The sequence below is a fragment of the Rhodobacteraceae bacterium D3-12 genome, assembly GCA_025916135.1.
Lineage (GTDB): Bacteria > Pseudomonadota > Alphaproteobacteria > Rhodobacterales > Rhodobacteraceae > JAKGBX01.
This window is the reverse complement of sequence record CP104793.1, coordinates 3,075,552-3,096,866: the sequence shown is the minus strand read 5'-3', so window position 1 is coordinate 3,096,866 and position 21,315 is coordinate 3,075,552. Positions and strand designations below refer to the sequence as shown.

31 protein-coding genes and 2 pseudogenes are annotated in these 21,315 nt (G+C 57.7%); 31 read left to right on the top strand and 2 right to left on the bottom strand.

Translation table 11 applies throughout. The annotated features are described in order from the left end of the window. Window positions 1–24: 24 nt before the first annotated feature. From N4R57_15400 to rplP, 14 genes are all read left to right on the top strand, one after another. Window positions 25–906 (top strand): DMT family transporter, encoded by an 882-nt coding sequence (locus tag N4R57_15400; protein ID UYV36389.1) that lies wholly within the window; start codon window positions 25–27, stop codon window positions 904–906. Window positions 907–1,216: 310 nt separating this feature from the next. Then, complete coding sequence (gene rpsL / locus N4R57_15395) at window positions 1,217–1,588, top strand: 30S ribosomal protein S12 (GenBank protein ID UYV36388.1); 372 nt, start codon at window positions 1,217–1,219, stop codon at window positions 1,586–1,588. Window positions 1,589–1,600: 12 nt separating this feature from the next. Further along, on the top strand, window positions 1,601–2,071 hold the full coding sequence (gene rpsG / locus N4R57_15390; protein ID UYV36387.1) for a 30S ribosomal protein S7: 471 nt from the start codon (window positions 1,601–1,603) through the stop codon (window positions 2,069–2,071). A gap of 21 nt (window positions 2,072–2,092) precedes the next feature. Continuing rightward, window positions 2,093–4,213: an elongation factor G gene (gene fusA / locus N4R57_15385; GenBank protein UYV36386.1), complete on the top strand. Its 2,121-nt coding sequence runs from the start codon at window positions 2,093–2,095 to the stop codon at window positions 4,211–4,213. Window positions 4,214–4,274: 61 nt separating this feature from the next. After that, window positions 4,275–5,450 carry an elongation factor Tu gene (tuf, locus tag N4R57_15380; protein ID UYV36385.1) on the top strand — a complete coding sequence of 392 codons (1,176 nt, stop codon included), beginning with the start codon at window positions 4,275–4,277 and terminating at the stop codon, window positions 5,448–5,450. Between the two features lie 79 nt (window positions 5,451–5,529). Next, the gene (rpsJ, locus tag N4R57_15375) at window positions 5,530–5,838 is read left to right on the top strand and encodes a 30S ribosomal protein S10 (GenBank protein ID UYV36384.1); all 309 of its coding nucleotides are present in this window, start codon (window positions 5,530–5,532) and stop codon (window positions 5,836–5,838) included. Between the two features lie 15 nt (window positions 5,839–5,853). Continuing rightward, window positions 5,854–6,588 (top strand): 50S ribosomal protein L3, encoded by a 735-nt coding sequence (rplC, locus tag N4R57_15370; protein ID UYV36383.1) that lies wholly within the window; start codon window positions 5,854–5,856, stop codon window positions 6,586–6,588. Beyond that, window positions 6,585–7,202: a 50S ribosomal protein L4 gene (gene rplD / locus N4R57_15365; GenBank protein UYV36382.1), complete on the top strand. Its 618-nt coding sequence runs from the start codon at window positions 6,585–6,587 to the stop codon at window positions 7,200–7,202. The genes rplC and rplD overlap by 4 nt, the downstream gene beginning before the upstream one ends. Further along, window positions 7,199–7,495 carry a 50S ribosomal protein L23 gene (locus tag N4R57_15360; protein ID UYV36381.1) on the top strand — a complete coding sequence of 99 codons (297 nt, stop codon included), beginning with the start codon at window positions 7,199–7,201 and terminating at the stop codon, window positions 7,493–7,495. The genes rplD and N4R57_15360 overlap by 4 nt, the downstream gene beginning before the upstream one ends. A gap of 840 nt (window positions 7,496–8,335) precedes the next feature. Further along, on the top strand, window positions 8,336–9,178 hold the full coding sequence (rplB, locus tag N4R57_15355) for a 50S ribosomal protein L2 (protein ID UYV36380.1): 843 nt from the start codon (window positions 8,336–8,338) through the stop codon (window positions 9,176–9,178). A gap of 3 nt (window positions 9,179–9,181) precedes the next feature. Next, the gene (gene rpsS / locus N4R57_15350; GenBank protein UYV36379.1) at window positions 9,182–9,460 is read left to right on the top strand and encodes a 30S ribosomal protein S19; all 279 of its coding nucleotides are present in this window, start codon (window positions 9,182–9,184) and stop codon (window positions 9,458–9,460) included. 3 nt (window positions 9,461–9,463) lie between these two features. Then, entirely contained in the window at window positions 9,464–9,844 is a 381-nt protein-coding gene (rplV, locus tag N4R57_15345; protein UYV36378.1) for a 50S ribosomal protein L22, read from the top strand. Beyond that, the gene (rpsC, locus tag N4R57_15340) at window positions 9,844–10,551 is read left to right on the top strand and encodes a 30S ribosomal protein S3 (GenBank protein UYV36377.1); all 708 of its coding nucleotides are present in this window, start codon (window positions 9,844–9,846) and stop codon (window positions 10,549–10,551) included. The genes rplV and rpsC overlap by 1 nt, the downstream gene beginning before the upstream one ends. 13 nt (window positions 10,552–10,564) lie before the next feature. After that, window positions 10,565–10,978, top strand: coding sequence for a 50S ribosomal protein L16 (rplP, locus tag N4R57_15335; protein UYV36376.1), 414 nt, complete (start codon window positions 10,565–10,567; stop codon window positions 10,976–10,978). A gap of 299 nt (window positions 10,979–11,277) precedes the next feature. Here the strand turns inward: rplP and N4R57_15330 are convergent. Then, window positions 11,278–11,896, bottom strand: a pseudogene (locus N4R57_15330) (2OG-Fe(II) oxygenase family protein). A 73-nt stretch (window positions 11,897–11,969) separates the two neighbouring features. Here N4R57_15330 and N4R57_15325 point away from each other — a divergent pair. The 12 genes and pseudogenes from N4R57_15325 (at window position 11,970) to rpmD (ending at window position 16,708) form a co-directional block, all read left to right on the top strand. Then, window positions 11,970–12,185, top strand: a complete 216-nt coding sequence (locus N4R57_15325; GenBank protein ID UYV36375.1) for a ubiquinone biosynthesis methyltransferase UbiE — start codon at window positions 11,970–11,972, stop codon at window positions 12,183–12,185. 143 nt (window positions 12,186–12,328) lie between these two features. Continuing rightward, the gene (gene rpmC / locus N4R57_15320; GenBank protein UYV36374.1) at window positions 12,329–12,538 is read left to right on the top strand and encodes a 50S ribosomal protein L29; all 210 of its coding nucleotides are present in this window, start codon (window positions 12,329–12,331) and stop codon (window positions 12,536–12,538) included. A gap of 13 nt (window positions 12,539–12,551) precedes the next feature. Further along, window positions 12,552–12,782: a 30S ribosomal protein S17 gene (rpsQ, locus tag N4R57_15315; protein ID UYV36373.1), complete on the top strand. Its 231-nt coding sequence runs from the start codon at window positions 12,552–12,554 to the stop codon at window positions 12,780–12,782. 79 nt (window positions 12,783–12,861) lie between these two features. Beyond that, window positions 12,862–13,230, top strand: coding sequence for a 50S ribosomal protein L14 (gene rplN, locus N4R57_15310; protein ID UYV36372.1), 369 nt, complete (start codon window positions 12,862–12,864; stop codon window positions 13,228–13,230). A gap of 1 nt (window position 13,231) precedes the next feature. Continuing rightward, window positions 13,232–13,543, top strand: a complete 312-nt coding sequence (gene rplX, locus N4R57_15305; GenBank protein UYV36371.1) for a 50S ribosomal protein L24 — start codon at window positions 13,232–13,234, stop codon at window positions 13,541–13,543. Further along, a complete protein-coding gene (rplE, locus tag N4R57_15300) occupies window positions 13,536–14,099 on the top strand; it encodes a 50S ribosomal protein L5 (GenBank protein ID UYV36370.1) in 564 nt (187 codons plus the stop codon). The genes rplX and rplE overlap by 8 nt, the downstream gene beginning before the upstream one ends. Window positions 14,100–14,119: 20 nt before the next feature. Next, window positions 14,120–14,425 carry a 30S ribosomal protein S14 gene (gene rpsN / locus N4R57_15295; protein ID UYV36369.1) on the top strand — a complete coding sequence of 102 codons (306 nt, stop codon included), beginning with the start codon at window positions 14,120–14,122 and terminating at the stop codon, window positions 14,423–14,425. A gap of 12 nt (window positions 14,426–14,437) precedes the next feature. Then, window positions 14,438–14,830 carry a 30S ribosomal protein S8 gene (gene rpsH / locus N4R57_15290; GenBank protein UYV36368.1) on the top strand — a complete coding sequence of 131 codons (393 nt, stop codon included), beginning with the start codon at window positions 14,438–14,440 and terminating at the stop codon, window positions 14,828–14,830. Between the two features lie 11 nt (window positions 14,831–14,841). Continuing rightward, window positions 14,842–15,375, top strand: a complete 534-nt coding sequence (gene rplF, locus N4R57_15285; GenBank protein ID UYV36367.1) for a 50S ribosomal protein L6 — start codon at window positions 14,842–14,844, stop codon at window positions 15,373–15,375. 11 nt (window positions 15,376–15,386) lie between these two features. Then, on the top strand, window positions 15,387–15,746 hold the full coding sequence (rplR, locus tag N4R57_15280; GenBank protein UYV36366.1) for a 50S ribosomal protein L18: 360 nt from the start codon (window positions 15,387–15,389) through the stop codon (window positions 15,744–15,746). A 186-nt stretch (window positions 15,747–15,932) separates the two neighbouring features. Then, window positions 15,933–16,507: pseudogene (rpsE, locus tag N4R57_15275) on the top strand (30S ribosomal protein S5). Between the two features lie 12 nt (window positions 16,508–16,519). Next, window positions 16,520–16,708 (top strand): 50S ribosomal protein L30, encoded by a 189-nt coding sequence (rpmD, locus tag N4R57_15270; protein UYV36365.1) that lies wholly within the window; start codon window positions 16,520–16,522, stop codon window positions 16,706–16,708. A gap of 73 nt (window positions 16,709–16,781) precedes the next feature. On the opposite strand, the gene N4R57_15265 is transcribed toward rpmD, so the two are convergent. Then, window positions 16,782–17,273, bottom strand: a complete 492-nt coding sequence (locus N4R57_15265) for a hypothetical protein (protein UYV36364.1) — start codon at window positions 17,271–17,273, stop codon at window positions 16,782–16,784. Window positions 17,274–17,633: 360 nt separating this feature from the next. Here N4R57_15265 and N4R57_15260 point away from each other — a divergent pair, with 360 nt between their 5' ends. The 5 genes from N4R57_15260 to N4R57_15240 all read left to right on the top strand — a co-directional run bounded on the left by N4R57_15260 (window position 17,634) and on the right by N4R57_15240 (window position 21,314). After that, a complete protein-coding gene (locus tag N4R57_15260; protein UYV36363.1) occupies window positions 17,634–18,272 on the top strand; it encodes a MarC family protein in 639 nt (212 codons plus the stop codon). Between the two features lie 143 nt (window positions 18,273–18,415). Next, on the top strand, window positions 18,416–18,889 hold the full coding sequence (gene rplO / locus N4R57_15255) for a 50S ribosomal protein L15 (protein ID UYV36362.1): 474 nt from the start codon (window positions 18,416–18,418) through the stop codon (window positions 18,887–18,889). Window positions 18,890–18,997: 108 nt separating this feature from the next. Then, window positions 18,998–20,359, top strand: coding sequence for a preprotein translocase subunit SecY (gene secY / locus N4R57_15250; GenBank protein UYV36361.1), 1,362 nt, complete (start codon window positions 18,998–19,000; stop codon window positions 20,357–20,359). Continuing rightward, complete coding sequence (locus N4R57_15245) at window positions 20,356–20,940, top strand: adenylate kinase (GenBank protein UYV36360.1); 585 nt, start codon at window positions 20,356–20,358, stop codon at window positions 20,938–20,940. Before secY ends, N4R57_15245 begins: the two co-directional genes overlap by 4 nt. Beyond that, window positions 20,937–21,314, top strand: a complete 378-nt coding sequence (locus tag N4R57_15240) for a hypothetical protein (protein UYV36359.1) — start codon at window positions 20,937–20,939, stop codon at window positions 21,312–21,314. Before N4R57_15245 ends, N4R57_15240 begins: the two co-directional genes overlap by 4 nt. The last annotated feature ends 1 nt before the right edge of the window (window position 21,315 follow it).

Sequence of the window (21,315 nt, the reverse complement as noted above, 5' to 3'; positions counted from 1 at the left end):
AGGAGCAGGGGAGGGGACCAACGAATGGACCCGCGAGATAATCTAAAAGGGGCGGGGCTTATGATGGCCTCCATGTTGTCGTTTACCCTCAACGACACGGCGATCAAGCTTTTGGCGGGGCAAGTTCCGCTCAACCAAGTTCTGTTTTTACGTGGCCTGCTGACGACGGCGTTGATCTATGCGGTGATCCACCTGCGCGGACCGCTCAACTGGCGCATCCCGCGCCGCGATGGTTGGCTCGTCGCGCTCAGGGTCTTTGCCGAAATCGGCGCCGCCTATTTCTTTCTCACCGCGCTGTTCAACATGCCCATCGCCAATGTGACCGCAATTTTGCAATCACTTCCCTTGACCGTCACGCTCGCCGCCGCGCTGTTTCTGCGCGAACCGGTTGGCTGGCGCAGATTTGGCGCGATCTTTATCGGCTTTCTCGGCGTTTTGTTGATTGTCCGACCGGGGGCCGAAGATTTCACTGTGTTCTCTCTCTATGCGCTCGTCGCAGTCGGCTTCGTCACTTTGCGCGACCTCTCGACCCGCAAGCTCTCTACGCAAACGCCCTCGATGCTTGTCACATTGCTCTCTTCTGGCGGGGTGATGGTCTTCTTCGGCCTCAGCAGCGTGAATACCGAATGGGTCGCGCTGGACATTCGGGCAGCATTACTCATCGGTATTTCCAGCGTCATGATCATTGGCGGCTACCTCTTTTCCGTCATGGTCATGCGCATGGGGGAAATCAGCTTCGTCTCACCATTCCGCTATACCGGGCTTGTCTGGGCACTGATCCTGGGGTTCGTTGTGTTCAACGACTGGCCGGATCAGCTCACGCTTGCTGGCGCCGCGATTGTCGTGGCCACGGGCCTCTACACACTCTACCGTGATACCCGCAAGCGGCGCGAAACCGCGCAGTAATGCGAACCTGCGCAGCCAAGCCAAACCCCTTTGCCAAAGCACCTTGGGATGTGTTGACAAGGGGGGCGACTCCCCCTATACGCCCTTCATCCGGCAAGGGGTGATGCTCCAACGCCGATAGCAGAACTGTAGTGGACAAGATCCGGGCTAATGCTGCCTTGATCCTCTGGAAACCCACCGCCTCGTTTACCTCGGAATGGGAACGAAGCGGTTTTTGCGTGTTGTGGACGCACAATGCGTGCGAGATTTTGAAATCGTGCATGGGGACACCCATGCGACACATGTGTTGAGAAACGGGGAAAGAAGCCCAATGCCAACGATCCAACAGCTGATCCGCAAACCGCGCCAGCCCAAAGTTAAACGCTCCAAGTCCCTTCACCTTGAGGGGAACCCGCAAAAACGGGGCGTTTGCACCCGCGTCTATACAACGACGCCAAAGAAACCGAACTCGGCCATGCGGAAGGTTGCCAAAGTGCGCCTGACCAATGGTTTCGAGGTCATTTCCTATATCCCGGGTGAAAGCCACAACCTTCAGGAACACTCCGTGGTTCTGATCCGTGGCGGCCGGGTAAAAGACCTTCCCGGTGTGCGTTACCACATCCTGCGCGGCGTGCTTGATACGCAAGGCGTCAAAGACCGTAAACAACGCCGTTCGAAATACGGCGCCAAGCGTCCGAAGTAAGAGGAATACGAGATGTCCCGTCGTCACGCCGCTGAAAAACGCGAAGTTCTGCCTGACGCCAAATATGGCGATAAGGTTCTGACAAAATTCATGAACAACCTCATGCTCGATGGTAAGAAATCGGCTGCTGAGAAAATCGTCTACGGCGCGCTCGACCGCGTTGAAGACAAGATCAAGCGCGCCCCGCTGGAAGTTTTCCACGAAGCGCTCGACAACATTCAGCCCAGCGTCGAAGTTCGCTCGCGTCGGGTTGGTGGTGCCACCTATCAGGTGCCCGTCGAAGTCCGCCCCGAGCGCCGTCAGGCTTTGGCCATCCGCTGGCTGATCAACGCCAGCCGCGCCCGTAACGAGAACACCATGCAGGAACGCCTCGCTGGCGAACTTCTGGATGCTGTGCAATCGCGCGGTTCGGCCGTTAAGAAACGCGAAGACACTCACAAAATGGCAGACGCAAACAAAGCGTTCAGCCATTACCGCTGGTAACTCCCAAGAGGCTTCTGACCCATGGCACGCGATTATCCGCTCGAACGCTACCGTAACTTCGGCATCATGGCCCACATCGACGCAGGCAAAACCACCTGCTCGGAACGGATCCTGTACTACACCGGCAAATCCCACAACATCGGTGAGGTGCACGATGGTGCGGCCACGATGGACTGGATGGAGCAGGAGCAGGAACGTGGGATCACCATTACCTCCGCTGCGACCACCACATTCTGGGAGCGCACAGAGGACGGCGAAACTGCTGAAACCGAAAAGCACCGCTTGAACATCATCGACACCCCTGGCCACGTTGACTTCACCATTGAAGTTGAGCGTTCGCTGGCGGTTCTCGATGGCGCCGTTTGCGTTCTCGACGCCAACGCCGGTGTTGAGCCGCAGACCGAAACCGTGTGGCGTCAGGCTGACCGCTACAAGGTTCCGCGCATGGTTTTTGTCAACAAAATGGACAAAATCGGCGCTGACTTCTTCAACTGTGTTGAAATGATCGAAGACCGCACCGGCGCCCGCGCCGTGCCGGTTGGTATCCCGATCGGTGCCGAAACCGAACTCGAAGGTCTGGTTGACCTCGTGACCATGGAAGAGTGGCTCTGGCAGGGCGAAGATCTCGGCGCAAGCTGGATCAAAGCCCCCATCCGTGAAAGCCTCAAAGACATGGCTGACGAATGGCGCGGCAAGATGGTCGAAGCGGCCGTCGAAGAAGACGACGACGCCATGATGGAATACCTCGAAGGCAACGAGCCTGACGTGCCGACCCTGCGCGCTCTGCTGCGCAAGGGCACGCTCGCTCTCCATTTCGTTCCCGTGCTTGGTGGCTCTGCCTTCAAGAACAAAGGTGTTCAGCCGTTGCTCAACGCTGTGATCGACTACCTGCCGAGCCCGCTCGACGTTGTTGATTACATGGGCTTTAAACCGGGTGATGAGACAGAAACCCGTGACATCCCGCGTCGTGCGGATGATGACATGGCGTTCTCGGGCCTGGCGTTCAAAATCATGAACGACCCGTTCGTTGGCTCGCTGACCTTTACACGCATCTACTCGGGCGTTCTGAACAAGGGCGATACACTGCTGAACTCGACCAAAGGTCGTAAAGAGCGTGTTGGCCGGATGATGATGATGCACTCCAACGACCGTGAGGAAATCACCGAAGCGTACGCTGGCGACATCATCGCGCTGGCCGGTCTGAAAGACACCACCACAGGTGACACGCTCTGTGCCGCCAATGATCCGGTGGTTCTGGAAACCATGACCTTCCCCGATCCGGTGATCGAGATTGCGGTTGAGCCTAAAACCAAGGCTGACCAAGAGAAAATGTCGCAAGGTCTGGCCCGTTTGGCCGCCGAAGACCCGTCCTTCCGTGTGGAAACTGACATCGAAAGCGGTCAGACCATCATGAAGGGTATGGGCGAACTTCACCTCGACATTCTCGTTGATCGTCTGAAGCGTGAATTCAAAGTGGAAGCCAACATCGGCGCGCCGCAGGTTGCCTATCGTGAGACAGTCAGCCGCGAAGCTGAAATCGTTTACACCCACAAGAAACAGTCGGGTGGTTCGGGTCAGTTCGCTGAAGTGAAAATGATCATCACGCCAACAGAGCCGGGCGAAGGTTACTCCTTTGAATCCCGCGTTGTTGGTGGCTCGGTGCCCAAGGAATACATCCCGGGCGTCGAAAAAGGGATCAAATCGGTCATGGACTCCGGTCCCTTGGCTGGCTTCCCCGTGATCGACTTCAAAGTGGCGCTGATCGAAGGTAAATACCACGACGTTGACTCCTCGGTGCTTGCGTTTGAAATCGCAGCCCGCATGGGGATGCGCGAAGGCATGAAGAAAGCTGGGGCGAAACTGCTCGAGCCGATCATGAAAGTCGAAGTGATCACACCGGAAGAATACACCGGCGGCATCATTGGCGATTTGACTTCGCGTCGTGGTCAGGTGACCGGACAAGAACCGCGCGGCAACGCCATCGCGATTGATGTCTTCGTGCCACTGGCAAACATGTTCGGCTACATCAACACGCTGCGTTCGATGTCGTCGGGTCGTGCGAACTTCACCATGCAGTTCGACCACTACGAGCCCGTGCCGCAGAACATCTCGGACGAAATTCAGGCGAAATACTCCGCCTAATCAAACAACGATGTGTTGCGCATCTCGTGCAACACATCTTTCAGAATAACAGGAGGCCACCATGGCTAAGGAAAAGTTTGAACGTAACAAACCGCACGTGAACATCGGCACAGTTGGTCACGTTGACCACGGCAAGACGACACTTACGGCGGCGATCACCAAGTATTTTGGCGATTTCAAAGCGTATGACCAGATCGACGGCGCGCCCGAAGAGAAGGCCCGTGGTATCACGATCTCGACCGCGCACGTTGAGTATGAGACCGAGAACCGTCACTATGCGCATGTTGATTGCCCCGGCCACGCTGACTATGTGAAGAACATGATCACCGGTGCGGCGCAGATGGACGGCGCGATTCTGGTGTGTTCGTCGGCCGATGGCCCGATGCCGCAAACGCGCGAGCACATCCTGCTCGGCCGTCAGGTTGGTATCCCGGCGTTCACCGTTTACATGAACAAAGTTGACCAGGTTGACGACGAAGAGCTGCTCGAGCTCGTCGAAATGGAAATCCGCGAGTTGCTGAGCTCCTATGAGTACCCCGGCGACGATATCCCGATCGTAAAAGGCTCGGCTCTGGCCGCGCTCGAAGGTCGTGACCCGGAAATCGGCGAAAACTCGATCCGTGAGCTGATGGCTGCGGTTGACGACTACATCCCGACGCCTGAGCGCGCCGTGGACCAGCCGTTCCTGATGCCGATCGAGGACGTGTTCTCGATCTCGGGTCGTGGGACCGTTGTGACCGGTCGTGTTGAGCGTGGCGTGATCAACGTTGGCGACGAAATCGAAATCATCGGCATCCGCGACACCACCAAAACGACCTGCACAGGCGTTGAAATGTTCCGTAAGCTGCTTGATCGCGGGGAAGCGGGCGACAACATCGGCGCACTTCTGCGTGGTATCGACCGTGAAGGTGTTGAGCGCGGGCAGGTTCTCTGCAAGCCGGGCTCGGTAACACCGCACACCAAGTTCGAAGCCGAAGCCTACATTCTGACCAAAGACGAAGGTGGCCGTCACACGCCGTTCTTCGCCAACTACCGTCCGCAGTTCTACTTCCGTACCACGGATGTGACCGGGACAGTGACTTTGGCAGATGGCACCGAGATGGTGATGCCGGGCGACAACGTGTCGTTCAAGGTTGAGCTGATCGCACCGATCGCCATGGAAGACGGTCTCCGCTTCGCCATCCGCGAAGGCGGCCGCACCGTCGGCGCCGGCGTCGTAGCCAAAATCATCGAGTAATCGACCTAAGGGTTCGAAGAGGGAGGCCGGGTGGTCCGGCCTTCCTCCTATCAACTCCAACGCCGCGAAAGGCAAAAAAATGCAATCGCAAAATATTCGCATTCGGCTTAAGGCCTTTGATTACCGCGTACTGGATGCCAGCACGCAGGAAATCGTCAACACGGCCAAGCGGACCGGCGCACAAGTGCGCGGCCCAATTCCGCTGCCGAACAAGATCGAGAAATTCACCGTTCTGCGTGGTCCCCACGTGAACAAGAAATCGCGCGACCAGTTCGAGATCCGTACGCACAAGCGTCTTCTCGACATCGTCGATCCCACCCCGCAGACCGTTGACGCGCTGATGAAGCTCGACCTCGCCGCGGGCGTGGACGTGCAGATTTCGGTTTAAGGAGGGTATCTGACAATGCGCTCTGGAATTATCGCCAAGAAGGTGGGCATGACCCGCCTGTTCATGGAAGACGGCAAGCAGATCCCTGTGACCGTTCTTCAACTCGACAAACTGCAGGTTGTGGCCCAACGCAGCAGCGATCAGCACGGCTATACCGCCGTTCAGCTCGGTGCAGGCACAGCCAAGGCCAAGCGGACCAGCCAAGCCATGCGCGGCCACTTCGCAGCAGCCAAAGTCGAACCCAAACGCAAGGTTGTTGAATTTCGCGTCAGCGAAGACAACCTGATCGGTGTCGGTGAAGAGATTTCTGCCGAGCATTATATCGCCGGTCAGAAAGTCGACGTTTCGGGCGTGTCGATTGGTAAAGGCTTTGCCGGTGCCATGAAACGCCACAACTTCGGCGGTCTTCGCGCATCGCACGGTGTTTCGATCTCGCACCGTTCGCACGGTTCGACTGGCCAATGTCAGGGCCCCGGCAAGGTGTTCAAAGGCAAGAAAATGGCCGGCCACATGGGCGCAGCCCGCGTGACCACGCAAAACCTCGAAGTGGTGAAAACCGATGCCGAACGTGGCCTCGTCTTCATCAAGGGCGCTGTGCCCGGTTCGAAAGGTGGCTGGGTCACCGTAAAAGATGCGGTCAAGAAATCGATCCCCGAAGGCGTGCCGTTCCCGGCTGCGCTGAAATCGGCAGCGGCTCCGGCGGCTGAAGCACCCGCAGAACAAGCACCTGCGGAAGGTGGTGAAGCATGAAACTTGATGTGATCAAACTCGACGGCGACAAGGCCGGTTCGGTTGAGCTCGACGAGGCCCTGTTTGGCCTCGAGCCGCGCGCCGACATCCTGCACCGCGTCGTTCGCTGGCAGCGTAACAAGGCGCAAGCCGGTACGCACAAGGTGAAAACCCGGTCCGAAGTCAGCTACTCGACCAAGAAGATCTATCGCCAGAAGGGCACCGGCGGCGCACGCCACGGCTCCCGTCGGGCACCGATCTTCCGCAAAGGTGGGATTTACAAGGGTCCGACGCCGCGTTCGCACGGCCACGACCTGCCGAAAAAATTCCGCAAGCTGGGCCTGATGCACGCGCTGTCTGCGAAAGCGAAAGCAGGCGAGCTGGTTGTGATCGAGAACGCCGAAGCCGAGGGCAAAACCGCCGCTCTGGCCAAGCTGGTCAAAAACCTGGGCTGGAAACGCGCGCTGGTGATCGACGGAGCCGCCGTGAACGAAGGCTTCCTGAAAGCAGCCCGCAACATCGAAGGTCTAGATATCCTGCCGACGATGGGCGCAAACGTCTATGACATCCTCAAGCGTGACACCTTGGTGATCACCAAAGCAGGTGTCGAAGCATTGGAGGCTCGCCTGAAATGAGTGCCGAAGCAAAACATTACGACGTGATCCGCAAGCCGATCATCACCGAGAAAGCAACCATGGCGTCGGAAACGAACGCAGTTGTCTTCGAAGTGGCAATCGACGCCGCCAAACCCCAGATCAAAGAGGCCGTTGAGGCTCTGTTTGGTGTGAAGGTAAAGGCTGTGAACACATCGATCACCAAAGGCAAAGTCAAACGCTTCCGCGGCCAGTTGGGCAAGCGGAAAGACGTGAAGAAAGCCTATGTGACGCTCGAAGAAGGCAACACGATCGACGTTTCGACCGGGTTGTGATCGGGCGGTGGGGTTGCACCCACCCTACGGTTTAGAGAATTGAGAAAGCCCCTGCCGGAAGGTGGGGGCTTTTCGTTTTCAGACTTCGTTCAGTCGTCGCCAACGATCAGGCTGAAACTCTCTAAGCCATTCGCGGTACTCTGCTTTGAGCAGTAGAATTTTCAAGTTTACGACTTCAGTCCCGATGAACGCGACAAAGCCCGCTAGCAACGCAAACATAACCAGTGCTGCAGTGGGAATAGCCGAGATATTTTCAACGAAAATCCAAAAGAATAGAGCGCAACAAGCAAGTACCAGTAGTTAAAAAGAGGCGCGGTACCGCTCCGTCGACCTAATCGTTTGAAGCAATTCGGTTTCTCGTTCGCTTTCCTTGAATTCCATTTTTCCTCCTATTTGATCCGCCGTTTCGAGACATTTTCTACAGCTAATGTTCTTTTAGGCTGTAGGGTGTCTTACGCGGAATCAAGGCCGTAGGCCGCCGCGCATCATGCCAGAGGCATGTCTCCTACATGACAACACGCCCCCCGGGGCGGCGATTGGGTGAGGGGGGGGGCACCCCGTTCATAAGACACACGGACTTTGTAGGCATAAACCGCGAACCACCACCGTCAGATCGCCACCCCGCGTGTCGGCGATGCGCGGCTCGGCGCTTTAACCGCTACGGGGGTTGACCCCAACGCTCCCCTCCCATAAACGAAGCCATCCGCGTGGCCTCAGATTCGTCTGGGGCCCGTTGATTTTTGCAGTCGGAGACCTTCGGGGCTCTATAATTCGGCCACCCACGGGGGGCTATCACATAGGAGAGCATGTCTCTCCACTTGCTAACGGAAGACAGAAAGCATGGCACTTAAGTCGTATAAGCCGACGACGCCGGGCCAGCGCGGGCTGGTGCTGATCGACCGTTCGGAGCTGTATAAAGGACGTCCTGTCAAATCTCTCACCGAGGGTTTGACCAAGTCGGGCGGCCGGAACAACACCGGGCGGATCACAATGCGTCGCACGGGCGGGGGCGCAAAGCGTCTCTACCGGATCGTTGATTTCAAACGGAACAAACGCGATGTCGCGGCCACCGTCGAACGGATCGAATATGACCCGAACCGGACCGCCTTTATCGCGCTGATCAAGTACTCGGATGGTGAGCAAGCCTATATCCTCGCACCGCAGCGTCTCGCTGTTGGCGAGCAGGTGATTGCCTCCGCTAAAGCCGATATCAAACCGGGCAACGCGATGCCGTTCTCGGGGATGCCGATCGGTACGATCATTCACAACATCGAGCTGAAACCCGGTAAGGGTGGCCAGATCGCACGCGCCGCGGGCACCTATGCCCAGTTTGTCGGTCGTGACGGTGGCTACGCCCAGATCCGCCTCAGCTCGGGCGAGCTGCGTCTCGTGCGTCAGGAATGCATGGCCACCGTTGGTGCCGTGTCCAACCCTGACAACTCGAACCAAAACTTCGGTAAAGCGGGCCGTATGCGTCACAAGGGCATCCGCCCATCTGTGCGTGGTGTCGTTATGAACCCGATCGACCACCCCCATGGTGGTGGTGAAGGCCGTACCTCGGGTGGTCGTCACCCGGTGTCGCCTTGGGGCAAGCCGACCAAAGGGGCTCGCACCCGTAACAAGAACAAAGCGTCGCAAAAGCTTATTATCCGCTCGCGCCACGCCAAGAAGAAGGGACGCTAATAGATGTCTCGCTCTGTTTGGAAAGGTCCGTTCGTCGACAGCTACGTGCTTAAGAAAGCCGAAGCTGCGCGTGAATCGGGCCGCAATGACGTCATCAAGATCTGGTCGCGTCGCTCAACCATCCTGCCCCAGTTTGTGGGCCTCACATTCGGTGTTTATAACGGCCAGAAGCATATTCCGGTCAACGTAAGCGAAGACATGATCGGTCAAAAGTTCGGTGAATACTCCCCGACCCGCACCTATTATGGTCACGCAGCCGACAAAAAAGCGAAGCGGAAGTAAGTCATGAGCAAGGATAAGAATCCCCGCCGCGTGGCTGATAACGAAGCAATGGCGAAAACCCGCATGCTTCGTACATCCCCGCAGAAACTGAACCTGGTGGCACAGATGATCCGTGGCAAGAAGGTGGACAAGGCCCTGACGGACCTGACCTTCTCGAAAAAGCGGATCGCGCAGGACGTGAAGAAATGCCTTCAGTCCGCCATCGCCAATGCCGAGAACAACCACAACCTCGACGTCGATGAACTGGTCGTCGCCGAAGCATATGTGGGCAAGAACCTGACCATGAAGCGCGGACGCCCTCGGGCCCGTGGCCGGTTTGGCAAGATCTTGAAACCGTTCTCGGAACTCACCATCCTGGTGCGTCAAGTTGAGGAGCAAGCCTAATGGGTCAGAAAGTCAATCCGATTGGCATGCGCCTTCAGGTCAACCGCACCTGGGACAGCCGCTGGTTCGCGAATACCAAGGATTACGGTGATCTTCTGCTCGAAGACATCGCCATGCGCGATTTCATCAAAGAAGAGTGCAAGCAGGCCGGCGTGGCCCGTGTGATCATCGAACGTCCGCACAAAAAGTGCCGCGTGACGATCCACACTGCGCGTCCGGGTGTCATCATCGGCAAGAAAGGTGCAGACATCGAAGTGCTGCGCAAGAAGCTCGCCGCCATGACTGACAGCGAATTGCACCTCAACATCGTCGAAGTGCGCAAGCCCGAGCTTGACGCCCAGCTGGTGGCCGAGAATATCGCCCAACAGCTTGAGCGCCGGGTCAGCTTCCGCCGTGCGATGAAACGTGGTGTCCAAAACGCCATGCGTATGGGTGCCCTCGGCATCCGGGTTAACGTTGCGGGCCGCCTTGGCGGTGCCGAAATCGCCCGGACCGAATGGTATCGCGAAGGTCGCGTTCCGTTGCACACGCTGCGCGCCGACATCGACTACGCCGCCGGCGAAGCGATGACGGCCTACGGCATCATCGGGATCAAGGTCTGGATCTTCAAAGGCGAGATCATGGAGCATGACCCGCAAGCGCGTGACCGCAAGGCACAAGAACTTCAGGATGGTCCGGCCCCACGTGGCGCCGGTGGCCGTCGCTGAGGAGGGATAGAAAATGCTTCAACCAAAGCGTACTAAGTTCCGTAAGATGCACAAAGGCCGGATCAAGGGGCTCGCCAAAGGCGGTTCCGATCTGAACTTCGGCTCTTTCGGTCTCAAAGCCACCCAGCCCGAGCGTGTGACTGCACGGCAAATCGAAGCGGCCCGCCGCGCGATGACCCGTCACATGAAACGTCAGGGCCGTGTCTGGATCCGCATTTTCCCGGATACCCCGGTCACCTCCAAACCCACCGAAGTTCGGATGGGTAAGGGTAAAGGTTCCGTGGATTTCTGGGCCTGCAAGGTCAAGCCGGGTCGTGTGATGTTCGAAATCGACGGCGTCGACGAAGACATCGCCCGCGAAGCGCTGCGTCTTGCGGCGATGAAATTGCCGATCAAGACCCGCGTCGTAGTTCGGGAAGACTGGTAAAGGTCGAAAACGCGAATGCGTTTTCTGGCCAGCGCGGTATAGGCAAAATCGAAGATTTTGTCCGGGCCGCGCCCCGGTAGAAAAAAAGAAGCCCCCGTGCGAGTGATCGCGCGGGGGTTTTTACTTTGCATCTGGCAACTGTCCCGCCCGGCCTCAAGGCCGGGCAGCGCCCGACCCGCCCCATGGGCGGGCGCTTCACGCCCACCTCGGGTCGGGCGCTGCCCTAATCGCTTAACGGCAACGGTGCGCGGCCCGCAGATTTTCTTCGAAAATCGCTACACCGCGCTCAAATGGTCATGTCATGACCATTTGTAATTAAAACTCACTGAAACTCGCTCGTCTTCGGAGCCATTCATTGGCACCTCATGCCTGAGCCAGCTTTCCCACAGCAACACATCCCCCACCTTCGGGGCCACGTAAACAAACGTCCGCAACTCTTCGCGTGCGTCCTTTAGACGGGCAGGGGAGGCCATCATCCGCGCCGACCGCGGGTCCTCCAGCTTTAACGCAGAAGCACCATCAGGCATCGCGACATAGGTTGTGCCGGAAATCACGGAATGCGGGTGGATATGTGACGAATGCGTGCCGCCTTCCGGCAGGACATTGATCCACAAATCCTCCAGCACCAGCTTGCGCCCGTCCAGATCAAACTCAAGGTGTGGCAAATGCCTTCACATGCTTGTCGAGGCACTTCTTCAACTCCTTAAACACCGGAAACCGCCAGGGCAGGTCGGTCAAAGACGCATAAGACGTATACCCCGGATAGCCGTTATCATCGCACCACTGCTGCCCGGCCTCGTCATCCTCGGCAATGGCCCAGCACGATGCTTCAAGCTCGCCTGCGTCAACCGGTTTGCCAAGCTCGGACAGGGGGGCATGATACAGGCGGGTCACGAAGAGGGATTTAATATCGGCCATAGTCTCTCTCTAATTAGCTTTCCTAGCACCGCGACTGATGCTATCCGGCCTGACATTGCAAGGAAAGACGCACATGAAAACTGTCGATATCGTAAAATGGGTGGCCACCGCCATTCAGCTCGTCGGATATGGCCTGACCGGGCTCAATATCGTGCCGTGGAACGTGTTTGCCTTTTTCATCGGGATTTTCCTTTGGTTCGCGGTTGGCGTCATGTGGAAAGACCGGGCCATCATGGTGGTTCACGTCGGGGCGTTTGTCTCTCTCATGGCTGGCTATTTGAATTCCTGAGGCGCCGACCCGCTTTTAACCCCAATAGGGGTTGCCACACCTGCGAATCCCGCTTATAGGGCGGTCTTCTACCCATGGACTCCACTGGAATCAGGGTCACGCAACAAGCGGCCCTCCAGTGATGTTGAAAAAGGAAATATGGCATGAACGCTAACGATCTGCGTGATAAAACGCCGGATCAGCTCCGTGAAGAGCTGGCCAACTTGAAAAAAGAGAGCTTCAACCTGCGGTTTCAGCAAGCCACCGGCGCGCTGGAAAACACCGCACGTATGCGTGTCGTCAAACGTGACACCGCGCGCGTGTTGACCATTCTCAACCAAAAAGCCGCTGACGCGGCAACAACCGCTGAATAAGGGAGCCTGACAGATGCCCAAGCGAATTCTCACAGGCACCGTGACCAGCGACGCCAACGCACAAACCGTAACCGTGTCGGTCGAACGCCGCTTCACGCACCCGGTTCTGAAGAAAACCATTCGTAAGTCCAAGAAATACCGGGCGCACGATGAAAAGAATGTTTTCAAAGTCGGTGACAAAGTCCGCATCATCGAATGCGCACCGAAGTCGAAAACGAAACGTTGGGAGGTTCTGGAGGCCTAAGCCACCAGAGCCTTTTGGCATTTACGAAACCCTGGGGAAACGGCCACGGATCGGCCCCCCATAGGTCGGGAGAAACCACATGATCCAGATGCAGACCAATCTGGATGTTGCTGACAACTCCGGCGCTCGCCGAGTTCAGTGCATCAAGGTTCTGGGTGGTTCCAAGCGGAAATACGCAAGCGTCGGTGACGTTATCGTAGTATCCGTGAAGGAAGCCATCCCACGCGGTCGCGTGAAGAAAGGTGACGTGCGTAAAGCCGTCGTCGTGCGCACCGCCAAGGAAGTGTTCCGTGAAGACGGCACCGTGATCCGTTTTGATCGCAACGCCGCCGTCATCCTCAACAACAACAACGAGCCGATCGGCACCCGTATCTTTGGGCCGGTTGTTCGTGAGCTGCGGTCGAAGAACTTCATGAAGATCATTTCGCTCGCACCGGAGGTGCTGTGATATGGCTGCGAAACTCAAAAAAGGCGACAAGGTCGTCGTGCTGACCGGCAAGGACAAGGGCAAGGAAGGTACGATCTCTTCCATCAACCCGACTGCCGGTAAAGCAATCGTCGATGGCATCAACATGGCCATCCGTCACACCCGTCAGAGCCAGACAAGCCAAGGCGGCCGCCTGCCCAAGGCCATGCCGATCGCGCTGTCCAACCTGGCGCTTCTCGATAAGAACGGCAAACCGACGCGCGTTGGCTTCAAGGTTGAAGGCGACAAGAAAGTGCGTTTTGCCAAAACCACGGGGGACGTGATCGATGCTTGATGCTGCAACCTATACCCCGCGTCTCAAGGCCGCGTTCAAAGACACCATTCGTGCCGAGCTGAAAGAAGAATTCAGCTACGCCAACGACATGATGATCCCGCGTCTTGAAAAAATCGTGCTGAACATCGGCTGTGGCCGCGCAGCAGTGAAAGACTCCAAGAAAGCCAAATCGGCTGTTGAGGATCTGACGCTGATCGCTGGTCAAAAGGCGCTGATGACCGTGGCCAAGAACTCCATCGCCGGCTTCCGCGTTCGCGAAGGCATGCCGATGGGCGCCAAGGTCACGCTGCGCGGCGACCGTATGTATGAATTCCTCGACCGGCTCATCACCATCGCAATGCCCCGCGTCCGCGACTTCCGCGGCGTGTCCGGCAAAAGCTTCGATGGGCGTGGCAACTATGCCATGGGCCTCAAAGAGCACATCGTCTTCCCGGAAATCGACTTTGATAAAGTTGACGAACCCTGGGGTATGGACATCGTGATCGCCACCACCGCGAAAACCGACGCGGAAGCCAAGAGCCTGTTGAAAGCTTTCAACATGCCCTTCAACAGCTGATCCGCGGGAGGAATTAGAGAATGGCTAAGAAATCCATGGTCGCTCGGGAAGCAAAACGCCAAAAACTGGTGGAAAAATACGCCGCCAAGCGTGCCGAGCTCAAAGCAATTATCAACGATCAGGAAAAGCCGATGGAAGAGCGCTTCCGCGCCTCCCTGAAGCTGGCGAAACTGCCGCGCAACAGCTCGGCAACCCGCCTTCACAATCGTTGCCAGCTCACCGGCCGTCCGCACGCTTACTACCGTAAGCTCAAGATCAGCCGGATCGCATTGCGCGAGCTTGGTTCGTCGGGGCAGATCCCCGGCATGGTCAAATCAAGCTGGTAAGGGAGAGATAGTATGAACGATCCTATCGGCGATATGCTCACCCGTATCCGCAACTCGCAGATGCGTGGTAAATCAACCGTTTCCACTCCGGCGTCGAAACTTCGCGCTTGGGTTCTGGATGTGCTGGCCGACGAAGGCTACATCCGCGGTTACGAATCCGGTTCTGATGCAGACGGTCACCCGACCCTCGAAATCAGCCTGAAATATTTTGATGGCACCCCTGTCATTCGCGAACTCAAGCGGGTCTCCAAACCCGGCCGTCGCGTTTACATGGGCGTCAAGGATGTTCCGTCGGTCCGTCAGGGCCTCGGTGTGTCGATTGTCAGCACATCCAAGGGTGTGATGTCGGACGCAAGCGCACGGGCTGCCAATGTTGGCGGCGAAGTGCTCTGCACCGTCTTCTAAGGAGAGCGACAATGTCTCGTATTGGTAAGAAACCAGTCGATCTGCCGTCGGGCGTCAGCGCCGCTGTCTCCGGCCAGACCATCGAAATCAAGGGCCCGAAAGACACTCAGTCTTTCACTGCGTCCGATGATGTGAGCCTCGCGGTAGAAGAAAATGCCGTGACAATCACGCCCCGTGGCAAATCCAAGCGTGCCCGCCAACAGTGGGGCATGAGCCGCACAATGGTGGCAAACATGGTTCAAGGCTGCACCGAAGGTTTCAAGAAAGAACTTGAAATCAACGGCGTTGGTTACCGGGCACAAATTCAGGGCAACACGCTCAAGCTCAACCTTGGCCTCAGCCATGATGTTGACTTCAACGTGCCTGCTGGCGTGACCGTTACCTGCCCTAAGCAGACCCAGATCATCGTTGAAGGCACTGACGCACAACTCGTCGGCCAGGTCGCGGCCAATATCCGCGAATGGCGCAAGCCCGAGCCCTACAAAGGCAAAGGCATCAAGTACAAAGACGAGTATATCTTCCGCAAGGAAGGCAAGAAGAAGTAAGGACCAGCAAAATGGCAAACAGCAAACGGACACTGTTCCTCAAGCGCCGCCTGCGCGTCCGGAACAAACTTCGCAAGGTGAATTCGGGCAAGGTACGCCTGTCGGTTCACCGTTCGAACAAAAACATCAGCTGCCAGCTGATCGACGATGTGCAGGGTGTAACCCTCGCGTCTGCCTCCTCGCTCGAGAAAGACCTCGGTGTGGTTGGCAAGAACAACGTCGAAGCAGCAACCAAGGTCGGCACGGCCATTGCAGAGCGCGCCAAAAAGGCGGGCGTTGCAGAGGCCTATTTCGACCGCGGTGGCTTCCTGTTTCACGGCAAGGTCAAGGCTCTCGCCGACGCCGCGCGTGAAGGTGGGCTGAAAGTTTAACCCTGTGGCGGTGCGTGCATGCGCGCACCTCACATGGCGAAACACCAAAGGGTGTGTGCTTGCACGCACCCTAATATGAAAACGCGAAGGCGGGGTTTCCCGCCTCGATGATCGGGGAGCGTTCCCGCTCACTTCGATTGGACCAATCGGCGCCGCTCTATGCGCCACCCTTGAAAGGATTGCCTGATGGCAGAACAACGTAATGAACGCCGGGGCCGTGGCCCACGTCGCGAAGAAACACCGGAATTTGCCGACCGTCTGGTCGCGATCAACCGCGTCAGCAAAACCGTGAAAGGTGGTAAGCGTTTTGGCTTCGCCGCTCTCGTGGTTGTTGGTGACCAAAAGGGCCGCGTCGGCTTTGGCAAAGGTAAAGCGAAAGAGGTCCCGAGGCCATTCGTAAAGCCACCGAGCAAGCCAAGCGTCAAATGATCCGCGTGCCGCTGCGCGAAGGCCGCACCCTGCACCACGACATGGAAGGCCGCCACGGCGCCGGTAAAGTCGTGATGCGGACCGCCCCTGAAGGGACCGGGATCATCGCCGGTGGTCCGATGCGTGCCGTGTTCGAGATGCTCGGCATCAAGGACGTGGTGTCGAAGTCGATCGGCTCGCAGAACCCCTACAACATGATCCGCGCCACGATTGACGGCCTGCAAAAAGAAAGCAGCCCGCGCATGGTGGCTCAACGTCGCGGCAAAAAAGTCGCTGACATTCTCGGCAGCAAATCCGAAGCCCCCGCGGCTGACGAAGCCGCCGACGCATAAGGAGCGAGACTCATGGCTAAAACCATCGTTGTAAAACAGATCGGCTCGCCGATCCGCCGCCCCGCCAAACAGCGTCAAACGCTGATCGGTCTGGGCCTCAACAAGATGCACAAGACCCGCGAACTCGAAGATACACCTTCGGTGCGTGGCATGGTCAACTCGATCCCGCATATGGTTGAGATCATCGAAGAAAAAGGTTGAGCGGTTGACGGGTTAACCCCCGTTCGACGCGAGATTTTCAAAGCGCCCTCGATCGCAGGATCGGGGGCGTTTTCTATTGCATCACCGGCAACTGGCTCCGGGCTGACAAGTCTTCTAACAGGGCTCGGTTCTCCCCCGCTAACTTTGGCAATACCACCCGGCGCGTCACGCCGTTTCTGTCAGTGCGCGCAAGCCATTCAATCACCCGTGGCTCCTTGTCGAAAAGCCGGCGCGCGTCCTTTTGCAAAGGTTGGTACTCCAACGCCCACCGCGCTGTATCGGCGTAATCCCATGTTATCGCGGGCAGCCAGAACCGCCGCACCACCATCTTTTCGGCCAATAGGCTGATCTGCGGTAAAAAATAGTAGCGATAGAGCCTTTCAACGCCGAGCAACAGCAGCACTCCAATGAGCAGCAACCCCACCCATTCGTAAAACGGCGCAAACGCCAAGCGATCAATCGCACGCGCAATCACAGCACAGGCCGCAATCGCGATCACGACCATAAGAAAGACAACAAAGACCTTGCTGGATTGAACGTAAACATGGGTATCTGGGCGCGCCATTTATCCGGCTCCCCTGACACTCGGTTGAATTGGCACCCTGCCAATCACCGGGCACTCCAACGACTGCTCCAACGCCAGCGCCTCGCGTGGCGAGGGCACCGCCAAAGTGGCAACCGCAAGACGGGCAGGGGCGAGGAAGCAGCGCAGGAACATCGTCCAAGTCTCCGCCGGATGGTGATTTGGCGCAAGGGGCAAGCCGCGCACGCCCGGCCTTGGCCCTCACTCAAAACGCGCAGGTGATCGGCAAGAAACTGACTATGTGCATAGATTCCCTCGCTGTTTCATCGAACAACGCCACCATTCGTTTGTGGCTTTCGCCGCAATATGCCATGACAAAACAGCCTCACCCGGAAACGCAACATGCCAGAGCTCGACCCCATCACTCTCTTCAGAGAGTTTATCACGTTGTTCGTGGTCATCGACCCGATCGGCACGCTGCCTGTGTTCTATTTTGCAACCCAGCGGGTGCCAAATCACCTGCATTGGAAGATCGCCTTTCGCGGTGTTGTGGTGGCGACCTTTGTGTTGCTCCTGTTCTTGATCGGTGGGCAGATCGTGATCGAAGCGATAGGCCTGCGCCTCGGTTCGTTCCAGATCGCAGGCGGCATCATTCTCTTCCTGTTCGCGCTCACCATGATCTTTGGTGACCCCAAAGCCAGCCGCGAAATCGAAGCCGCAGAGAAAGATCACATGTCAGGCGCAGTGTTTCCGCTGGCGATGCCTTCCATTGCCTCTCCCGGCGCGATGCTCGCCGTGGTGATCCTGACTGACAACAAAAGCCATTCGATCCCCGATCAGATGGTCACAGGCGCGCTCTTGATGGTGGTCCTGATGATCACCCTCGTGTTGCTCTTGCTTGCCTCACAGGTCAAACGCGTCATCGGCAGCACGGGCTCTAACGTGATCAGCCGCGTCATGGGCATGATCCTCGCCGCTGTGGCGGTGGATTCGGTGGTCAACGGGCTGGAAGTCGTGGGAATGATCTCGCTCGGCGGGTGACGCGCCATCACGCACTTGCAAGACTAAGCCCAAGCGTCTATACGCCCACGGTGGCCTTGCGGGGCCACGGAATCAACCAACCAAGAAACGCCGCGTCTGGCCCCTTCGCTTCATGGGTCACTTCCGGCAATAGGAGAAGCGATATGAAACTCAATGAACTGCGCGACAACGACGGCGCAACCAAGAAACGCAAGCGCGTTGGCCGTGGTCCGGGCTCCGGCATGGGTAAAACCGCTGGCCGTGGTATCAAAGGTCAGAAATCCCGTTCGGGTGTGGCGATCAATGGCTACGAAGGCGGCCAAATGCCGCTCTACCAACGTCTGCCAAAGCGTGGCTTCAACAAGCCGAACCGCAAGAAATTTGCCGTCATCAACCTTGGTCTGATCCAGAAATTCGTTGATGAGAAGAAACTGGACGCCAAAAACGCCATCACCGAAGACGTGCTGGTCGAATCCGGCCTCGTGCGCCGCAAACTCGACGGTGTTCGCGTCCTCGCCAAGGGCGATATTTCTGCGAAATTGACCCTCGAAGTGACCGGCGCATCCAAATCGGCCATCGAGGCCGTGGAAAAAGCTGGCGGCTCGCTCAAGGTAACGGCTGCGACAGCAGCTGAATAAGAGGTTGTTCCCGGGCGATCCCGGGCTTACATAACCTCCAGTTTTCCAAAAACGCGCCGCCGGGCCGGGAAACCGACCTTGGCGGCGCATGCATGAAAGAGACCTCGCATGGCATCTGCCGCCGAACAAATGGCCGCCAACACAAGCTGGTCGGCCCTGGGTAAAGCCACCGACCTGCGCAATCGCATCCTGTTCACGCTGGGCCTTCTGATCGTCTATCGCCTTGGCACCTTCATTCCCGTTCCGGGGATTGATGGTCAGGCGCTGCGCGACTTCATGGAAGGCGCAGGGCAGGGGATCGGTGGCATCCTGACCATGTTCACCGGCGGCGCCCTTGGCCGTATGGGCATCTTCGCCCTCGGGATCATGCCTTATATCTCGGCCTCGATCATCGTTCAGCTGTTGGCCTCCATGGTCCCCGCGCTGGAACAGATGAAAAAAGAGGGCGAACAAGGCCGCAAGAAGATGAACCAGTGGACGCGCTACGGCACTGTCTTTCTGGCGACGCTACAATCCTACGGCCTTGCCAAAAGCCTTGAGGCAGGCGATCTCGCCACCGATCCGGGCTTCTTCTTTGTTGCGTCGACCATGATTACCCTCGTGGGCGGCACCATGTTCCTGATGTGGCTGGGCGAGCAAATCACCGCACGCGGCATCGGCAACGGTATCTCGCTCATCATCTTCGTCGGCATCATCGCCGAAGTGCCCGCCGCAATGGCCCAGTTCTTTAGTCAAGGCCGCTCCGGCATCATTAGCCCCGCTGTTATCATCGGTGTGATCGTGATGGTGGTCGTGGTGATTGCCTTCGTGGTCTTCATGGAACGCGCGCTGAGGAAGATCCACATTCAATACCCGCGCCGTCAGGTCGGTATGAAGGTCTATGACGGTGGCAACTCCCACCTCCCGGTCAAGGTGAACCCAGCGGGCGTTATCCCGGCGATCTTCGCCAGCTCCCTGTTGCTGCTGCCGGTCACGATCAGCACTTTCTCGGGCAATCAAACCGGCCCGATCATGTCGACGATCCTCGCCTATTTCGGTCCGGGACAGCCGCTCTATCTGCTGTTCTTCGTGCTGATGATCGTGTTCTTCGCCTATTTCTATACCTTCAACGTCAGCTTCAAACCCGATGATGTGGCCGACAACCTCAAGAACCAGAACGGCTTTGTTCCCGGCATCCGTCCGGGCAAGAAAACAGCCGAGTATCTTGAGTATGTCGTCAACCGCATCCTCGTGCTTGGCGCGGCCTATCTCGCCGCTGTCTGTCTGCTGCCGGAAATTCTGCGCAACCAGTTCTCCATCCCGTTTTACTTCGGCGGCACCTCGGTGCTGATTGTGGTCTCGGTGACAATGGACACGATCCAGCAAGTGCAAAGCCACCTGCTTGCGCATCAATACGAAGGCTTGATTGAAAAGTCGCAGCTGTCCGGCAAAGGACGGCGGCGCAAGCGGAAAGGACCCGTGCGCCGATGAACATCATTCTGCTTGGACCACCCGGGGCCGGTAAAGGCACGCAAGCGCAACACCTCGTTGCAACGCGCGACATGATCCAGCTCTCGACAGGCGACATGCTGCGCGAGGCCAAGAGCAGCGGCACCGAAATGGGCAAGCGCGTCGCAGAGGTGATGGACCGCGGAGAGCTCGTCACCGATGAGATCGTGATCGGCCTGATCCGTGAAAAGCTCGAAGGTGACAAGAAGGGTGGTTTCATCTTTGATGGCTTCCCCCGCACGCTGGCACAGGCCGACGCTCTGGCCGAACTCCTCAAAGAGTGCGGCGAAACCCTTGATGTGGTGATCGAGCTTCAGGTCAATGACGAGGTCCTCGTCGACCGTATCGTCAACCGCGCCAAGGAAGCCGTCGCCGCCGGCGGCACCGCCCGCGCCGATGACAATGCCGAAAGCCTCAAGATCCGCTTGATGGAATACTACAAGAAGACCTCGCCGCTGATTGGCTATTACTACGCCAAGGGACAGCTCAAGGGTGTTGACGGGCTGGGCGCCATCGCAGATGTCCAAACCGCGATTGCAGGCGTTCTTGACGGCGGCGCATGATGCGCCGCACCGCCGCCCTCTTGGCAAGCGCCCTGTTGCTGGTGGCGCTTCCGCTTGGCGCTGCGGCTGAAACCTTCTACCTTTCTCAACCTGGCCTTTGTGGCGCGGATGACGGGGTGATCGAAGAACGCGATGTGATCTACCTTCAGGATCGCGGCATCAACAGCCACTTCTTCGGCTGTGACTTTCCCAACCCGGTGCTCGCCGATCTGGCCGCGGGACGCGAGTTGAGGATCACCAGCAAATGCGCCAGCGCGACAACCCGTTGGACGGCTGACTTTATCCTCGTCCCCCAAGGTGACGGTAACGTCAAAGCCCACCAGACAAGCGGCGGTCTCTCCCCGGTCCTGTTCTACCGCTGCACGGGGGGATGAT

Excerpts from the sequence above, each read along its gene's own strand:
- N4R57_15400 (UYV36389.1), top strand. The coding sequence starts at position 25 with ATGGACCCGCGAGATAATCTAAAAGGGGCGGGGCTTATGATGGCCTCC.
- rpsL (UYV36388.1), top strand. The coding sequence starts at position 1,217 with ATGCCAACGATCCAACAGCTGATCCGCAAACCGCGCCAGCCCAAAGTT.
- rpsG (UYV36387.1), top strand. The coding sequence starts at position 1,601 with ATGTCCCGTCGTCACGCCGCTGAAAAACGCGAAGTTCTGCCTGACGCC.
- fusA (UYV36386.1), top strand. The coding sequence starts at position 2,093 with ATGGCACGCGATTATCCGCTCGAACGCTACCGTAACTTCGGCATCATG.
- tuf (UYV36385.1), top strand. The coding sequence starts at position 4,275 with ATGGCTAAGGAAAAGTTTGAACGTAACAAACCGCACGTGAACATCGGC.
- rpsJ (UYV36384.1), top strand. The coding sequence starts at position 5,530 with ATGCAATCGCAAAATATTCGCATTCGGCTTAAGGCCTTTGATTACCGC.
- rplC (UYV36383.1), top strand. The coding sequence starts at position 5,854 with ATGCGCTCTGGAATTATCGCCAAGAAGGTGGGCATGACCCGCCTGTTC.
- rplD (UYV36382.1), top strand. The coding sequence starts at position 6,585 with ATGAAACTTGATGTGATCAAACTCGACGGCGACAAGGCCGGTTCGGTT.
- N4R57_15360 (UYV36381.1), top strand. The coding sequence starts at position 7,199 with ATGAGTGCCGAAGCAAAACATTACGACGTGATCCGCAAGCCGATCATC.
- rplB (UYV36380.1), top strand. The coding sequence starts at position 8,336 with ATGGCACTTAAGTCGTATAAGCCGACGACGCCGGGCCAGCGCGGGCTG.
- rpsS (UYV36379.1), top strand. The coding sequence starts at position 9,182 with ATGTCTCGCTCTGTTTGGAAAGGTCCGTTCGTCGACAGCTACGTGCTT.
- rplV (UYV36378.1), top strand. The coding sequence starts at position 9,464 with ATGAGCAAGGATAAGAATCCCCGCCGCGTGGCTGATAACGAAGCAATG.
- rpsC (UYV36377.1), top strand. The coding sequence starts at position 9,844 with ATGGGTCAGAAAGTCAATCCGATTGGCATGCGCCTTCAGGTCAACCGC.
- rplP (UYV36376.1), top strand. The coding sequence starts at position 10,565 with ATGCTTCAACCAAAGCGTACTAAGTTCCGTAAGATGCACAAAGGCCGG.
- N4R57_15325 (UYV36375.1), top strand. The coding sequence starts at position 11,970 with ATGAAAACTGTCGATATCGTAAAATGGGTGGCCACCGCCATTCAGCTC.
- rpmC (UYV36374.1), top strand. The coding sequence starts at position 12,329 with ATGAACGCTAACGATCTGCGTGATAAAACGCCGGATCAGCTCCGTGAA.
- rpsQ (UYV36373.1), top strand. The coding sequence starts at position 12,552 with ATGCCCAAGCGAATTCTCACAGGCACCGTGACCAGCGACGCCAACGCA.
- rplN (UYV36372.1), top strand. The coding sequence starts at position 12,862 with ATGATCCAGATGCAGACCAATCTGGATGTTGCTGACAACTCCGGCGCT.
- rplX (UYV36371.1), top strand. The coding sequence starts at position 13,232 with ATGGCTGCGAAACTCAAAAAAGGCGACAAGGTCGTCGTGCTGACCGGC.
- rplE (UYV36370.1), top strand. The coding sequence starts at position 13,536 with ATGCTTGATGCTGCAACCTATACCCCGCGTCTCAAGGCCGCGTTCAAA.
- rpsN (UYV36369.1), top strand. The coding sequence starts at position 14,120 with ATGGCTAAGAAATCCATGGTCGCTCGGGAAGCAAAACGCCAAAAACTG.
- rpsH (UYV36368.1), top strand. The coding sequence starts at position 14,438 with ATGAACGATCCTATCGGCGATATGCTCACCCGTATCCGCAACTCGCAG.
- rplF (UYV36367.1), top strand. The coding sequence starts at position 14,842 with ATGTCTCGTATTGGTAAGAAACCAGTCGATCTGCCGTCGGGCGTCAGC.
- rplR (UYV36366.1), top strand. The coding sequence starts at position 15,387 with ATGGCAAACAGCAAACGGACACTGTTCCTCAAGCGCCGCCTGCGCGTC.
- rpmD (UYV36365.1), top strand. The coding sequence starts at position 16,520 with ATGGCTAAAACCATCGTTGTAAAACAGATCGGCTCGCCGATCCGCCGC.
- N4R57_15265 (UYV36364.1), bottom strand. The coding sequence starts at position 17,273 with ATGGCGCGCCCAGATACCCATGTTTACGTTCAATCCAGCAAGGTCTTT.
- N4R57_15260 (UYV36363.1), top strand. The coding sequence starts at position 17,634 with ATGCCAGAGCTCGACCCCATCACTCTCTTCAGAGAGTTTATCACGTTG.
- rplO (UYV36362.1), top strand. The coding sequence starts at position 18,416 with ATGAAACTCAATGAACTGCGCGACAACGACGGCGCAACCAAGAAACGC.
- secY (UYV36361.1), top strand. The coding sequence starts at position 18,998 with ATGGCATCTGCCGCCGAACAAATGGCCGCCAACACAAGCTGGTCGGCC.
- N4R57_15245 (UYV36360.1), top strand. The coding sequence starts at position 20,356 with ATGAACATCATTCTGCTTGGACCACCCGGGGCCGGTAAAGGCACGCAA.
- N4R57_15240 (UYV36359.1), top strand. The coding sequence starts at position 20,937 with ATGATGCGCCGCACCGCCGCCCTCTTGGCAAGCGCCCTGTTGCTGGTG.